Genomic DNA, 13,883 nt, shown 5'->3' on the forward strand with positions numbered 1-13,883 from the left:
CGGTTCACGTGATCTGGGTTACACCCGTCGCCGGCGGTGAACCGGCGGGACGCGTGCGGCGTGGTCCAACTGACCGGAGTCTCGACTGGGAGGCCCACATGGCCGATAGCCTGAAAATCGAATACAACGTCCTCAACGACGCCAAAAGGGACCTGGAGAGCCTGGCCGGAGACATCGGCCCGCTACTCGACAACAGCCTCTTCTCCCAGGTGGGACAGCGGGACTACGACGGATACACCTCCGGCGACGCCTTCACCATCCTCGGCGACGCGACCCTCGCCGACGCGGTCGCGGGTTTCTACGACAACGCCAGCAGCACCATGAGCCACGCGGACAAGGGCCTCAAGGAGCTGGCCGGGGCGTTCGGTTCGGTGGGCGAGGCGTTCCTGTCCTTCGACTCGGAACTGGCCCAGGGCATGGGCATCACGGGCAGCAACCTGGGCCTGCAGAACTACTTCCGGGACAAGGACCTCTGGGACTACAAGCAGTCCCACCTCGACCAGTGCGTGCCGGGCCCGGACGGCTCGATGCCGGACTTCTGCTCCGCCACCGACCCGGGCGACCCGCCGCTGGACCAGACCATCAACACCGAGCGGGGCAGCGTCCACACCCACCTCACGCTCGACGACCAGCACCACGTGATCAAGGAGGAGTCCACCGTCACCTACGACGGCAAGACGTACACCTCGGTCACCAACTACTCCAGCGACGGCAACCACTACACCACGGACACCTCGTACCCGGACGGCTCCACCGTCCACTCGGAGACCAACCTCAACTCCGACGGCAGCGGCACGATGGTCACCACCGGCAGTGACGGTGACCGCACCGAGTACACCCGAGGCCCCAAGGACGCCGACGGCAACCAGCCCGACTGGCAGCAGGTGGGCGGCGACCCGGACGACGACGACGGCGGTTCGGGCGGCGGCGGTGGCGGTGGCGGCGGTGGTGGCGGCGCCCACCCGGCCATCGCGTAGCCCGACAGACCTCCCTCAGAGAAGCACCCCTTCGAGAACGACAGGAACGAAATGGCGAACTACAACGGCATCAACCTCGATTACCACAAGATCGAGGAGGTCGTGAACCTGCTGCACGACGCCCACGAGAACCTCCTGCCGGTCCTCAGCAACCTGCGCAACCGGGTCAACACCCTGGTCGACGACGGCATGGTGTTCCAGCAGTCCAGCGAGGTCATCCGGACCACCTACAACAACTTCGACACCAGCCTGCTGGCCGCCGTGAAGGGCATCAACGACTTCTCCGAGATGTTCAACGGCATCAAGGAGAACGCGATCCAGTTCGACCAGGGCATCAGCAGCAGCCTGCAGAACAACTCGTAACCCCGTACGCGAAGGGCCTCCCCGGAAACTCCGGGGAGGCCCTTCGCGTGTGCGCCGCGCCGGTCAGCTGCGCAGCGGCGTCAGCGGCACCTGGACGGAGAGCAGCGTGCCGCCGGGGCCGGACGTCCAGGCCCGCCCCGGATGCGTGGCCGCGCGGACCACGCTGGGCAGCAGCCGCAGGCCGACCAGGTCGCCCTCGGACAGGTTCTTCGGCGCGAGCAGCAGACCGCTCCGGGCCCGCCGGGCGGCCAGCGTCCAGCCGCTCATACCGCTCTGGAAGCCCTCCGCGGAGGCCGCGTAGACCAGGCCGAGACCCTGGTCACGGCCGGACACGGCGAGTTCCTTGAGGAGCTTGTCCGCGGCCGAGTTGGTGAGCAGGTCGGCGTCGTCGATCATCACCACCTTCGGTCCGGGCAGCGCGTCCAGCGCCGCCCGCACGGTGTCCGCCGAGGGGTCGTTCTCGGTGAGCACGGTGGCGGTGGCATGCCGGTCCAGGGCCCGCAGCGGCGACTCGCGCGGCGTGAGCACCACCAGCGAGGTCCCGCCGGCCAGCAGCGACACCGCGATCGAGGCGAGCGTGTTGCTGCGCCCCGAACCGGCGGGCCCGAACACGCCGAACGCCGAGGCGGTCCCGGCCAGATCGGTGCCGACGGCGCCGCCGTCGTCACCGCCGACGCCCAGCAGACCCCACAGCGGCCGCCGCCGGTCCGGCTGCACCTTCGCGTAGGCCTCGGCGAACTCCACCGAGCGCGGCAGCACGGCCACCTGGAACGGCCGCCGGGCGTCCGGCACCTGGGCGTCCCGCTTGCGGGCGCTCTCGCCGATCGAGCGCAGCGCCTCCGCCTGCTCGGTACCGCCGCCCTCGGCGAGCAGCGCCACCTGGGTCTCGGTGCCGCTGAGCACGTGCCAGCCGCGGCCCGGCGGGATGTCGGCCGGGATCTTGTTCGGCATCATGCCGACGGCCTGGTAGTCGCTGCGGTCGCCCTGGCGGAGCAGCAGCTTGTGGTCGTTGTGCGCCGCCATCCGGCCGCCCAGCAGCGACCGTTCCGAGGTGGCGACGACGTGGATGCCGGCCGCCGCGCCCTCGCGCATCAGCCGGATGACCTCCTGGAGCAGCTGACCGTGGTCGTGCTCGTCGAGCAGGATCTGCAGCGAGTCCCAGCCGTCGATCAGCAGCATGATGTGGGCCGGCCGCTGGGCCTTCGGCAGCAGCCGGCGCAGCTCCGCGATGCCGGTCGCGCTGTGCGTCTGGGCCAGGTCCTGCCGTTCGGTCAGCTCCCTGTTCAGCCGCCGCAGCATCCGGCCGAGGCGCTCCAGGTCGTGCCGGGAGACCACGCCGCCGCAGTGCGGGAGCGCGCCGACGGCGCTGAGGCCGCCGCCGCCCGCGTCGATGCCGTACAGGTGCACGTCGGCGCTGCTCGCCACCCGGGCCGCCGAACCGGCGAGCGTGCGCAGCACCTGGGTGCGTCCGGAACGCGGCGCGCCGATGATGTACAGGTGCCCGAAGGTGGTGAGGTCGGCGACGGCGACCCGGCGCTGCTGGAGCTGCGGGACGTCCTCCAGGGCGTAGGGGATGACCAGGCGTCCGTCGCGGGTGGCACCGAGTTCGTCCAGGTCGTCCAGGACCAACTGGCGCTGGAGCGGCGGCAGCCAGGGGCTGGGCTGCTGGGTGAAGTCGTCCAGCAGGTCGGCGGCGGAGCGGATCTCCTCGACGAGGACCTGGAGATCGGTCGGCGCCGGGCCCTGCGGGGCCGAGGCCGTGACCGTGCGGGTCTCCGCGGGGAGTCCGGCGGGCCGGCCGAGCGCGTCCCAGCCGACATCCACCGAGCGCACGGGCCCCCGTGGACCGGCCTCCGCCTCGGCCGCCGCGGCCGGGTTCTCCCGGGGGCGTTCGGCGCCGACCCACGCGGTCTGGAACGGATCCGCCTGCCGCGGTCCGCGCCGCACCAGGGCCCGGCCGGGCGTGGCCGAGGAGATGTCGACGGCGTCCTTGACGTCGATGATGTCCTGGCTCTCGGTCTGGTCGGTGACCCGCAGCGCGATCCGCAGGTTGGTGTTGGCGCGGATGTCACCGGTGACCACGCCGGCCGGCCGCTGCGTGGCCAGGATCAGGTGGATGCCGAGCGAACGGCCCCGCTGGGCGATGCTGATCAGTCCGGGCACGAAGTCCGGGACCTCGCGGACCAGGGTGGCGAACTCGTCGATGACCAGCAGCAGCCGGGGCAGCGGCGCCAGCGACGGATCGGCGGCCCGCTTGGCCCGGTACTCCGGATGGTCCTTGGCGTCGGCGGCGGCGAGCACCTGCTCCCGGCGCCGGAGTTCGGCGGCCAGCGACTCCAGGGCGCGTTCCACGAGGTGGGCGTCGAGGTCGGTGACCATGCCGAGGGTGTGCGGCAGGTGGGCGCACTCCTTGAAGGCGCTGCCGCCCTTGTAGTCGACCAGCACGAAGGTGAGTTCGTCGGGCCGGTTGGCGGCGGCCAGCGAGGCCACGAACGTCTGCAGCAGTTCCGACTTGCCGGAACCCGTCGTACCGGCGACCAGGCCGTGCGGTCCGTCCTGGACCAGGTCCAGGGAGAGCGGGCCGTCGAAGCCGGTGCCGATGAGGAAGGAGGTGCTGGCGGGCCGGCTCTGCCAGCGCTCCAGCAGGCCCTCGGCGTTCGGCGGTTCCTGGTCCAGCAGGTCCAGGAGGCGGACCCGCTGGGGGAGTCCGGCGTCGTGCTCGGGGCTGACGTCCCGGATCGGGGCCAGGGCGCGGGCCAGTTGCTCGCACCACTCGGGGGAGACCCGGTCGGCGCGGACGGCGGGCAGGTCGGGGGCGCCGGGACGCTTCACGGTCAGCCGGCCGGCGGCCGCGAGGACCACTCCGGTGCTCTCCTCGGGCAGCAGCCGCTCCTGCTCGTCCAGGCAGACGCTGAAGATCCGCACCCGCGGGCCCTCGGTGAGCACCTGGACCATGCCGGGCACGTCACGCAGCCGCCGGGCGCCGTCCGCGATCACCAGCACGTCGGGTTCGGTGAAGACCACGTCCCGGTCGTTGCCGGCCTGCCGGCGGCGGGCCTGCACCTGCGAGACCATTTCGCTCATCCGGGCCGCGGTGGACTCGGGGTCGTTGCCGATCAGCACCACCGGGCCGGCGGCCGTGCCGGGCTTGAGGTGCGGCAGCCAGCGCGTCCACGCCCAGTCCGCCACCCGGTCGGGCTCGGTGAGGACGACGATCCTCAGGTCGCGCGGGCTGTGCAGCACGCCCGCCTGCGCCACCAGCCAGCGCGCCAGCGGCTGCACCTCGGCGGCCGGGCCGGCGACGCCGACGACCCCGTGCGCGGTGATGTCGACGCCGATCGGCGTGTCGGGGATGTTCCAGCGGATCGAGCGGTGGTTCTCGTCCCGCGCCGGGTCCTCCAGCTCCCGTACCGACGGCTGGTCGACCGTGCCGAGGCGCAGCACCAGGTGGTCGGGGTCGCGGCGGCGGCGCTCCCACAGCCGGCCGCCGGGGCCGGTCGCGATCAGGGCGACGGCCGCCGGGTCCGGGCCGGTCTTGTCGCGGACCCGCCGCTCGCCGACGACCGCGTCCCTGACCTGCTTCTCCAGGACGTCACGGCGCTGCTCGTAGGCGCGTTCGGACTCCAGGAACTGCTTGCGCGCCGCGCGCCGGCCGGTCGCCCAGTTCGACAGCATCATCATCGGGCTGAGGAACAGGAACACCAGGAAGTAGTACGAGTGGAAGATGCTGACCATGAACAGGCCGAGGATGATCGGCGAGATCATCATCACGGTCGGGAACGGCCGCTTCTGCGGCGGCGACGGCGGCTGCGGCAGCCGGACCCGTTCGGCGTCCAGGTGCGGGGCGATCCGCGGCGGCCGGTTGTAGTCCACGCCGTACCCGTCGGCGGACGGGGTCACGGCGGCGTCCGCCTCGACGGGCGCGCTCATCCGCAGCAGCACCGGACCGACCGTCAGGTCCTCGCCGGCCGGCCAGGGCACCGGCCCCGGACCCGCCGGGCGTTCCCGCGGCGGCTGCGGGCGCGGCCGGCGCAGCTGGGTGATGGCGTCGTCCGGCGGCGGCGAGGCGAGCCGGGCCCGCACGGTCGCCTCGGGCTCGTCGTCGGTGCGGTGCCAGGCCGCGGAGCCGTCCGCGCCGACCGTCACCCACAGCCCGGACTCGGGCACCCCGGCGCCCGGGTCGAGCCGCAGGGCGCACAGCGGGTCGGTGCCGATCTCGTGGCTGCCGGGGCCGAGCCGCCAGGTGCGCCCGGCGCCGGGCCCGGAGACGATGTGCACCTCGGCGAGGACGCCGTCCCGGTCGCCGTCGTCGTGGACCCGGACCAGGTCGGCCGGGCGGGCCGGGCCGCCGAGGCCGAGCAGCCCGCCGTCGCGGATGCCGCTGCCGGAGACCCGCGTCGCGGGATCCAGCCGGTGGCCGTCGGCGTAGAGGTTGCGGGCCTGCGGGGCGCCGGCCGCGGCCCAGTCGGCGCCGCCGGCGGCGGCCTCGTCCTGGGTCAGGGCGGCGGCGAGATCGCCGACGGTCGCGTTCGAGGGCAGCCGGACCTGGTGGTCGCGGCGCTGTCCGTCCGTGGCGTCCACGGTGGTGATGGTGAGGTTCACGGCTCCCAGCCGGGCAATCGTTCGTACGGGATCGGGGGACGGGTACGGCGGGTTACGGCGCCGGCGGCGAACTCGCGGAGACACCGGCCGCACCGGAGGTGCTCGGTTCCGCGAAGTCGTCGTCGCCGTCGGCGGCCGCGGCCGGAGCGGGGACCGGCGCGGCGGCCGGTGCGGGCTCGGGGGCCGGCCGGGTGGCGGAGACGCCGGTCGGCTCGGCGGCCGGCGGTGCCTCGGCGCCGCGGCCGGGCTCGTCCGGCAGCAGGTCGGGGTCGGCGGCGGACGCGGTGTCCCGCGGGCGCGCCACCTCGTCGTCCGGGCGCTCGGGGCACGGCGGCAGGGCGGCCAGCGTCCGGGCCACCGCCCGCGACAGCGGCAGGACGTCGACGCGGGCGGCGGCGGGAGCGCCGTGCACGGTGAGCGTGGAGTCCGGCGCGATCTCCAGCAGCCGGGTCCGGCCCCGGGCCACGCCGAGACTCAGCAGCCGCACGGTGGACGGCAGCGACCGCTCCAGCGGATCGGCGCACACCGCGACCTCGATGCCGGGCTGTCCGACGGCGGCGGTGGCCGTCGGCCCCGGATGCCTCGGGTGCACCCCGCCCGCGATGGCCACCCTGCCGTCGGGCAGCCGGGCCTCCGCCTGGGCGGCGAGCGCCTGGAGGACGGCGCGGGCGGTACGGGCGGCGCGCGGCGGCCCGTACACGGACAGCGCGGGCGGTCCCGAGCGCGCGTCGAGCAGCACGGCGTGCCCCATGTCGTGGCCCACGCACACCAGCAGCGGCGCGGCCGGGTCCTCGACGTCGTCCGCCAGATCGCCGCGGTCGATCCACCACAGCCGCGGATCGCTCTCGTCGGGCGCCCACGGCTCCGGCGGCTCGCGCAGCGCGTCGCCGTCCGCCGCGACCATGACGGCCATCCATTCGGGCCCGGCCAGCACGCCGTAGGGACGCACCCCGGGACGGACGGCCGCGGCTTGGGCGGTGGCCCGCTCGGCGTCGGACCACACGGCCGGATCGCGCAGCAGCCGTACCAGCAGGCGCAGTCCGCGCCGGTAGCGCAGTTCGGTGCGGACCGGGCCGGTGAACGCCTTGACGGTCAGGGCGATCTCGCGGCGCAGGCGGCGCCACAGGGCCTTCCAGCCGCCGCCGCGCCGGACCAGCCAGCTGGTGACGGCGAGGACGAGGACCAGCACGCCGACGAGGCCGAGCAGGGTGGTGATGGTGTCGGAGGTCATCGCGTCTCTCTCCGGAGTCTGTCTGCTCCGGCCGGGGGGCAGCCGTGGGATTCGAGGGTGGTGCGCAGCGCGCGGATGCCGTGGTGGGTGCGGGACTTCACGGTGCCCGGCGGCAGCCCGAGCTGACGGGCCACGTCGTCGCCGGACTGGCCCAGCAGGTGGACCCGGGCGACGGCCTCGCGGTGGGCGGGGGCCAGGGTGCGCAGCGCGGAGACCAGCACCCGGCGGTCGCCGACCTGTTCGGCGTGGTCGGGCACGGTCGGCGTCAGGGCGGGGCCGAAGTCGGCCGCGCTGATCCCCACGGGTATCGACCGGTCCCGGCGCCTGCTGTCGACCACGAGGTTGCGGGCGACCCGGAACAGCCACAGGCGGATGGGCCGGTCGTGCCAGTCCAGCCGGCCGGCCGACTGCCAGGCCCGCAACAGGGTTTCCTGGACGACGTCCTCCGCGCCGTGGGGGTCGCGCCCCATCATGCCGGTCACGAAGCGGCGCAGGCTTTCGCGCTCCGCGAGCAGGAGGCCGAGCGTCCGGTCCGCGCCGTCGGCGCGGTCAGGGTCGATGAGGCTCAATGCCTCCGCCTTCCGGTGTCGGGTGGTGCTGTTGTGCTGTTGTGCTGTCGTGCGGTGTTGCTCTGTGTCACTGTGAAACGCTGCAGGGACGAACGCTAGCGCGAAAAGCGGAACTTCCCGAAGCCAGCATTGCTGCGCAGTTCAACAACTTCGTCACAGCCGACTCCGCATAGGTGGACGGAAGGTGACGTTCGGCGGGATCTTCGCTGACAGGCGTCCGGAGCTGGGCCCCGCCTTGGTTACTGTTCCTGTGTCCCGCTCGTTCCGGGCGTTCCGAGAACTTCACGAGACCTTCAGGAGACGACGTGCCGCCCCTTCGCAAACCCCGGCCCTCGGCAGGACGGCCCGGCAATCCGACGGGACGTTTCAGTGACACCTTCGCCAACCGTCCCACCACGCCCCGTCGCGGGCTGGTGCCCGGCATGCGGGTGTGGGCGACCGTGGCCGGAGCGGCCGGACTGACCGTCGTCGCGGCCCTGGCCGTTCCGGTGCTGAGCCATGTCGACCTCTTCCCGGACCCGGACACCAAGGCGGCCGCGGCGGTGGTGCCCGGAGAGCCGACAACGCTGTCCAGCACGTCGGAGTCGCCGTCCCCGTCCTCCTCGTCGTCGAAGCCGTCCCACGCTCCCTCCCACCAGCCCGCCACGACGGACCAGGGCGGCTCCGCATCCGGCGGCGGCACGGGCGGCGGCGGCACCGGTTCGGGCGGGCAGCAGTCCGGCGGCGGGTCCGTCGCCTCCGGCACCGGCACCGGCACCGGCGGCGGCACGAACTCGGGCTCCACCTCGTCCGGTACGAAGTCCGGCGGCACGAAATCGTCGTCCTCGGGCGGGAAGACCTCCTCCGGGGGCTCCTCCACGGGCGGCGGCACGAAGACCACCACCGTCCCCGGCGTGGCCCTGATCGGCAACCCGTCCGGCCGCTGCGTCGACGTCACCAACGCGGGCGGGGACGGCACCCGGCTGGAGATCCTGGACTGCTCGGGCGCGGCCAAGCAGAAGTGGGTCTTCCAGTCGGACGGCACCATCCGCTCGCTCGGCCTGTGCATGGACCTGGCCTGGGGCAACACCGCCAACGGCACCGCGATCCAGGTCGCCAAGTGCAGCGGCAACCGCGCGCAGCTCTTCTACCTCAGCTCGGCCGGCGACCTGGTCAGCGCGCTGGCCGACAAGTGCGTGGACGTCACCGACAAGGGCACCGGCAACGGCACCAAGCTCCAGCTGTGGACCTGCGCCGGCACGCCCAACCAGAAGTGGCACAAGGGCTGACCGGCTCCGGGGCCGCCGGGACCACCTACCGCTGAGCACCGACCGCCTCGCGGCGGGCACCGAGCACCAGCTTGAGCGTGCCCGCCGTGGACGGTGAGACCGAGCCGCGCAGCACGTCCGTGCCCGGTGCGAGCACGGCGTCGGCGGTGAGCAGTTCGATCTCGATCAGCGTGCCGACCAGCGGCCGGTGGGCCCGCGGGATCAGTTCGAGCACGTCCCGGGCCGCGCCCAGGTCGGTCCTGGCCCGCTCGACCTCGTGCGCCACGAGCGCGCGCAGACCGGGGGAGGCGCGGTGCGCCCGCAGGTCGTCCGCCGTCACCGAGAACCGTTCCAGGGTCTGTGCCGGAATGCCCGGCCGGCCCTCCCGCAGGTCCTCGGCCAGGTCGTTGACGAAGTCCAGCCGCTGGCTGCCGTCGATGAGCCGGCGGCAGGCGGCCAGGAACCGTCCGCCGGGATCGGCCGCGGGCCCCAGCAGCGCGCCTATCAGCAGGAAGGCCGGCATCGAGTAGGCGTCGAGATAGTCCTGGTACTCGGCCTCGGTACGGAAGCCGGTGAACTCCAACTCGGTCCTGGCGGTGCCGAGATACGTCTCCACCACCTCGCGGTGACCGGGATGCCCGGTGACCGTGTGGAGCAGGGTGCGGATCAGGGGATCGGCGCTCGTCCCGGTCTCCAGCCCCGCCCGCACCCGCCGCTCCCAGTCGGCCCACGCCCCCGCCCGTCCCGCCTCGGGACCGCTGTCCAGCAGGTCGTCGCCGTGGTGCATGACGGCCGTCGCGGCCACCACGTACGGCTGCACCGCTGGCGGCAGCAGCAACCGGCAGGCCAGATAGGCGCTCCGGCGGTACCGCCGGACCGTACGCCGCTGGGTGCTGTAGTCCTGCCGCAGCCGCGGATCCCGGATCCCGGCCGCGGTCAGGCTCTGTTTCCACGCGCTCACCGGATGATCGTAGAGGCAGCGGGGAGCGCCGGGACCGGCCGGGGACGAGCGCTCAGGAGAGGGAGGTCAGGAACTCGACGAGCGCCGCGTTCACCTCGTCCGGGCGCTCCTGCTGCGTCCAGTGTCCGCAGCCCGCCAGTTCGAGCGGCTCGCGCACCAGGTTGGGCATCAGGGCGGGCAGCCTGGCGATGAGTTCGGGGGTGCCGGGGAACGCCGGGACCACGTCACGGTCGCCGTAGACGTACAGCGCGGGCGGGGTGACCCGGGCGCCGTGCCAGGGGGCGGTGAGTTCCCAGTTGCGGTCGAGGTTGCGGTACCAGTTGAGCGCCCCGGTGAAGCCGGCGGAGAAGCTCTCGGTCAGCGCGTCCAGGTCCTCCTCGGTGAACCACGCGGGCAGCACCTCGGGATCCGGCATGTCGGCGAGCCAGCCGCGCTCGGGGTCCACCAGGGGCTGCCCGGCCGCACCGCTGTCGGCGGAGGCCAGGTGGAAGAACTTCCGCAGCGTGGTGCGCGGGTCGCGGCCGAACTCGGCGTCCGCGACGCCCGGCCGGGCGAAGTAGTTCCAGTAGAAGCGGCCGCCGAACATCTCGTCCATGGCCCGCAACGGCGGCCTCGTCCCGCGGAACGGCGGCGGCACGCTCAGCCCGGCCACCCCGCGCACCAGGTCCGGACGGAAGAGCGCGGTGTGCCAGGCCACCGGCGCGCCCCAGTCGTGCCCGACGACGAACGCCCGCTCCTCGCCCAGCTCCCCGATCAGCCCGACGACGTCGCCGACCAGATGGAAGATGCTGTACGCGTCGACGTCCTCGGGATGGTCGCTGCTGCCGTAGCCCCGCTGGTCCGGGGCGACCACGCGGAAGCCGGCGGCGGCCAGCGGGCCGAACTGGTGCTGCCAGGAGTGCCAGGACTCGGGGAAGCCGTGCAGCAGCACGACCAGGGGGCCGGAACCCTCCTCGGCGATGTGCAGCCGGATTCCGTTCACGTCGATGAATCGATGCTGGACCATGGGCCCGAGCGTACGCAACGATCTTCGGCTCCGGTGTCGTGGCCGGCGTGCGTTCAGGCGACGGTGTCCCGCGCGGTGGCGGTGACGTCGAAGGCGTGCGTGACCTCCGGCTCGGTGCCCGGCAGGACCAGGGCCCTGGCCGTCGTCTCGAAGCGGCGGTCGGTCTCCGTCAGCCGGGTGTGGTGCTGGGCGAGATGCTCCGCCCAGGAGGCGATGAGGTAGTTCTCGATGAAGCGGCCCGGTTCGTTGCCGTCCTCGTACAGGCCCCAGGTGAGCGCACCGGTCCGGCGCCGGGAGCGGGCCACGTCCGCCATGGCGGCGGTGAAGGCGGCACGGTCGGCGGGCGCGACGCGGTAGACGACGGAGACCAGGACCGGGCCGTCGGCCGGACCTGGCTCGTAGACCAGGGGCGGAGTGGGCCAGTGGTCGGACGGCGTCGGGTCGATGCGGGTGGCGTCGTACAGCGGCCACCGCGGGACGCTCGCCGCGGCGAGCAGCAGCAGCGCCGCCGCGATCAGCAGCGCGGTGCTCAGCCCGAGCCACTGGGCCAGTCCGCCCCACAGCGGCGCGGCGAGCGCCTGCCCGCCCTGGAAGACCAGGAGGTAGACGGCCAGACCGCGGGCCCGCACCCAGCCGGGCAGCCGGGTCTGGGTGGCCGCGCTCAGGGTGGACAGGACACCGATCCAGGCCAGGCCGGCGGGGAGCAGGGCCAGCGCGACGACCCAGGTGACGTGGACGGTGGCGAGGACGGCCAGCACCACGGCGAAGACGGCGGCCCCGGCCACGAGCGTGCCGTTGGCGCCGAGCAGCCTGCGCATCCGGGGCAGCAGGAAGGCGCCGCTGACCGCGCCGACGCCGACGGCCGCGAGCAGCAGGCCGTAACCGCCCGAGCCCAGGCCGAGCGAGCGGCCGGCGACCAGCGGCAGCAGCGACCACACGGCGGCCGCGCCGGGGATGAACAGGGCCGTGCGCAGCAGGACACGGCGGACGCCGGGGGCGTTGCGGACGTAACGGCGGGCCGCGTACAGGGCGGTGAGGAACCGTTCGCGTTCGGCGGCCGGGACGGGCTCGGCCGGCGGGCGTTTCCACAGCACCAGGACGATCACGATGCCGAGGAACGAGACCGCGTTGAAGGCGAACGTCCAGCCCGCGCCCGCCGCCGCGACCAGCACGCCGCCGACGGCCGGCCCGATGGCCCGGGCCAGGTTCATGTTCACCGCGCCCAGCGCGGACGCCTCCGCCAGCTGGCTGCGCGCGACCAGTTCCGGCTGGATCGCCTGCCAGGCCGGGCCCATCAGCGCGGTGCCGCAGCCGAGCAGGAACGTCAGCGCGAGCAGCGGACCGGGGGACAGCGTGCCGGCGAAGGCCAGGACGGCCAGGACGGTGGCCACCGCGCACATCGCGAGCTGGGCGACGACCAGCAGCCGGCGCCGGTCGAAACGGTCGGCGAGCACGCCGGAGGGCAGCGCCAGCAGGACGACCGGCAGGCTGGAGGCGGTCTGGACGAGGGTGACCAGCGTGGCTCCGTGGCCGAGCAGCAGCCACTGCGCGCCGACCGTCTGCATCCAGGTGCCGACGTTCGACACGAACTGCGCGATCCACAGGGCCCGGAACACCGGGAGCGCGAGGGGCGCCCAGGACGACTCGGAGCCGGAGGATCCGCCGCCGGGTCCGGGTTTCGTGCTCACTGCCATGTCACCGCTCCGCGAGAGTTGGGCCCGGGCGCCCCGGCCGGCGCGCACCGCCGCCGGACCGGAACGCCGTAAGCCTGTCAGAAGCCGCCCCGCGGATCATCAGTCGGACGACCGGGAAAACGCCGGGTGCGGGGCCCGGCATCGGTGTGACGCATGAATTGACCCCGGTCGATCGGCGGGAGAGATTGTCCGCCATGGAACTGCGGCATCTGAAGTACTTCCTGGCGGTGGCCGAGACCCGCAACTTCACCCGGGCCGCGGCGCGTTGCTACGTCGCCCAGTCGGCGCTCAGCCAGCAGATCGCCCGGCTGGAGAAGGACGTCGGCGCCCCGCTGTTCACCCGGACGAGCCGGTCGGTACGGCTGACCGCCGCCGGCGAGCTGCTGGAGCCGCTGGCCCGGCGCATCCTCGCCGACGTCGACAACGCGCAGGACGCCCTCGACGCGCTGGCCGGACTGCGCCGGGGCCGCCTGCGGCTGGGCCTGGTGCAGACGATGGCCGTCCCCTTCGACATGGTGGAGGTGCTCGCCGCCTACCGTGCCCGGCATCCGGGCGTGGACCTGCGGGTCTCCAACGCGCCCAGCTCCCGGATGGCCGACGCCGTCCTCGCCGGCACCCTCGACGTCGCGGTGGTCGGACTCGCCGCCCCGCAGGTGCCGGACGGGCTGGCCCACCGCACGCTCGGCAGCGCCCCGCTGGTCGTCGTCGTACCGCGCGAGCACCCGCTCGCGGACCGGGACGTCATCGGCCTGGCCGACCTGCCGGACAGCCATCCGCTGATCCAGTTCACCCGCGGCACCGGCCTGCGCCGCCAGGTCGAGGCCGCCTTCACCCGGGCGGGCGCCGAGGCGGGCGGGCACTTCGAGGTGGGCCAGGTCCGCGACATGATCCGGCTGGCCGCGCGCGGGGTCGGCGTCACCGTCGTGCCCCGGTCGGCCGTCGAGGGCCCCGGCTCCGTCATGGGACTCGACAGCGCCGACCTGCTGCCCCGGGGCGCGCGGATGCTCCGTCTGACGGACCCCGAGGCCGTGCACCACGTCCGCGTGGTCCACGACGGCACCCGGCCGGCACCGGCCGTCGAGGCGTTCCTGGAGGTCCTGGAAGGCTTCGACCCCGATTGATCGGCCTGAGCGATCGCTGCGGTCTCATCCATATGTTGGACAGGGGGATGCGTGCGGCCGGAGGCTGGAGGCACGCACCGCACGAGGTGCGGTCCCGTCCCCGCCCCGAGAG

10 protein-coding genes are annotated in these 13,883 nt (G+C 73.8%); 4 read left to right on the forward strand and 6 right to left on the reverse strand.

What is annotated here, in order from left to right; translation table 11 throughout:
• Positions 1–98: 98 nt before the first annotated feature.
• On the forward strand, positions 99–977 hold the full coding sequence (locus ACIQOE_RS34980; protein ID WP_363019273.1) for a hypothetical protein: 879 nt from the start codon (positions 99–101) through the stop codon (positions 975–977).
• Between the two features lie 51 nt (positions 978–1,028).
• Entirely contained in the window at positions 1,029–1,340 is a 312-nt protein-coding gene (locus tag ACIQOE_RS34985; protein WP_351323681.1) for a hypothetical protein, read from the forward strand.
• Between the two features lie 63 nt (positions 1,341–1,403).
• On the opposite strand, the gene ACIQOE_RS34990 is transcribed toward ACIQOE_RS34985, so the two are convergent.
• From ACIQOE_RS34990 to ACIQOE_RS35000, 3 genes are read right to left on the reverse strand one after another with little or no spacing between them, the layout of a single operon-like run.
• A complete protein-coding gene (locus ACIQOE_RS34990; RefSeq protein ID WP_401415800.1) occupies positions 1,404–5,942 on the reverse strand; it encodes an FtsK/SpoIIIE domain-containing protein in 4,539 nt (1,512 codons plus the stop codon).
• 52 nt (positions 5,943–5,994) lie between these two features.
• Entirely contained in the window at positions 5,995–7,173 is a 1,179-nt protein-coding gene (locus ACIQOE_RS34995) for a hypothetical protein (protein WP_401415803.1), read from the reverse strand.
• Positions 7,170–7,742, reverse strand: a complete 573-nt coding sequence (locus ACIQOE_RS35000; RefSeq protein ID WP_351323678.1) for a sigma-70 family RNA polymerase sigma factor — start codon at positions 7,740–7,742, stop codon at positions 7,170–7,172. The genes ACIQOE_RS34995 and ACIQOE_RS35000 overlap by 4 nt, the downstream gene beginning before the upstream one ends.
• A 305-nt stretch (positions 7,743–8,047) precedes the next feature.
• Between ACIQOE_RS35000 and ACIQOE_RS35005 the strand changes: the two genes are divergently transcribed.
• Positions 8,048–9,010 carry a ricin-type beta-trefoil lectin domain protein gene (locus tag ACIQOE_RS35005; protein WP_401415806.1) on the forward strand — a complete coding sequence of 321 codons (963 nt, stop codon included), beginning with the start codon at positions 8,048–8,050 and terminating at the stop codon, positions 9,008–9,010.
• 25 nt (positions 9,011–9,035) lie between these two features.
• Here the strand turns inward: ACIQOE_RS35005 and ACIQOE_RS35010 are convergent, their stop codons facing one another.
• Genes ACIQOE_RS35010 through ACIQOE_RS35020 form a run of 3 tightly spaced genes read right to left on the reverse strand, consistent with a single transcriptional unit; the run spans position 9,036 to position 12,650 of the window.
• Positions 9,036–9,950 carry a phytoene/squalene synthase family protein gene (locus tag ACIQOE_RS35010; protein ID WP_399009168.1) on the reverse strand — a complete coding sequence of 305 codons (915 nt, stop codon included), beginning with the start codon at positions 9,948–9,950 and terminating at the stop codon, positions 9,036–9,038.
• 52 nt (positions 9,951–10,002) lie between these two features.
• A complete protein-coding gene (locus tag ACIQOE_RS35015) occupies positions 10,003–10,956 on the reverse strand; it encodes an alpha/beta hydrolase (RefSeq protein ID WP_365558441.1) in 954 nt (317 codons plus the stop codon).
• Positions 10,957–11,009: 53 nt separating this feature from the next.
• Positions 11,010–12,650 (reverse strand): MFS transporter, encoded by a 1,641-nt coding sequence (locus tag ACIQOE_RS35020; protein WP_351323674.1) that lies wholly within the window; start codon positions 12,648–12,650, stop codon positions 11,010–11,012.
• 194 nt (positions 12,651–12,844) lie between these two features.
• On the opposite strand from ACIQOE_RS35020, the gene ACIQOE_RS35025 reads away from it, so the two are divergent.
• A complete protein-coding gene (locus ACIQOE_RS35025; RefSeq protein ID WP_401415809.1) occupies positions 12,845–13,771 on the forward strand; it encodes a LysR family transcriptional regulator in 927 nt (308 codons plus the stop codon).
• The last annotated feature ends 112 nt before the right edge of the window (positions 13,772–13,883 follow it).

The sequence above is a fragment of the Streptomyces sp. NPDC091282 genome (assembly GCF_044757385.1).
Classification (GTDB): domain Bacteria; phylum Actinomycetota; class Actinomycetes; order Streptomycetales; family Streptomycetaceae; genus Streptomyces; species Streptomyces gramineus.